This is a genomic window from Bowmanella yangjiangensis (assembly GCF_017255015.1).
Taxonomy (GTDB): Bacteria; Pseudomonadota; Gammaproteobacteria; order Enterobacterales; family Alteromonadaceae; genus Bowmanella; species Bowmanella yangjiangensis.
The window spans coordinates 1-667 of sequence record NZ_JAFKCS010000424.1 but is presented as its reverse complement, the minus strand read 5'-3'; the positions used below and the strand labels follow the sequence as shown (position 1 = coordinate 667).

Annotated in this window: 1 protein-coding gene; it reads left to right on the top strand. The window is 68.5% G+C overall.

From position 1 onward, the window contains the following. Nucleotides 1-667, top strand: a 667-nt coding sequence (locus J0A65_RS24940; RefSeq protein ID WP_206596921.1) for a YhdP family protein, incomplete at both ends; no start/stop codon positions are given.

Below are 667 nucleotides of genomic sequence, written 5' to 3'. Positions count from 1 at the left end.
CGACACCCTCAACAAATGGTTGAATGGTCCGCAGGCGCTGCCTGTCAGCGGCCTGCTGCCCTATCGCCTGCGCCTGACGCTGGATGGCGACGACAGCCAGCTGCGCGTCGATTCCAACCTGCTCGGGGTCAATGTGGCGCTGCCCGCGCCCTTCGGCAAGGGCGCCGAGCAGGAGGCCTATGCCGACTGGCGCATGACGCTGTCCGGCAAGGAACGCCGCTACTGGGCCGACTATCGTGGGCTGGCCAGCCTGAACCTGGCAGCGCCGCCGACGGCACTGGCCGAGGGACGTGGCGAGCTGATGCTGGGCGGGGAGCCCGCCCGGCTGCCCACCAGCCAGGGCCTGCGTGTGCGTGGCCGCCTGGCCGAGCTGGACCTGGATGCCTGGAAACAGTTCATCGCGGATCACCCGCTGAAGGTGGACGCTGACAGCCAGCGCCTGTTACGCAGCGCCCAGCTGGATATCGGCCGTTTCAAGGGCTTCGGCCAGGAAGTCGAGCAGCTCGCTGTCGGCCTCGAGCGAGAGTCTCAGGGCTGGGCGCTGCAGCTCGACAGCGTATTGGCGAGCGGACGGGTGGTGCTGGCGGACGCCGAGGGCGTACCCATCCAGGTCGACTTGCAGCATGTGAGCCTGCCAGCCCCGGCCGTCGATACGCTGACAAGCGAC